This window comes from Pseudomonas sp. SDT291_1_S447, from assembly GCF_054070155.1.
In genome coordinates, this window is the sequence record NZ_JBSVXS010000392.1 from 1 (window position 1) to 235 (window position 235).

The window sequence follows — 235 nt, forward strand, 5'->3', positions numbered from 1 at the left end:
CCTGTTTCTCACCGGCCCCAACCTGCCGCACAACTGGATCAGCCAGGTGGAGGAAGACGAGGTGGTGCCCAAGCGCGACATGCTGGTGAACTTCACCGACGAACTGTTCGAAAGCGGCAGCCAGATCTTCGCCGAACTCAAGACCCTCGCGCCGCTGCTGGAACGCGCGCAATACGGCATCGAGTTTCGCTGCAAAAAAACCATTGCCCAGGCCATGAGCCTGATGCAACGCATC

At 59.6% G+C, this 235-nt stretch carries 1 pseudogene; it reads left to right on the top strand.

Going from position 1 to position 235, the window contains the following annotated elements:
• Positions 1-235 (top strand): annotated as a pseudogene (locus ACW9IR_RS30050) (AraC family transcriptional regulator); the annotation flags it as partial.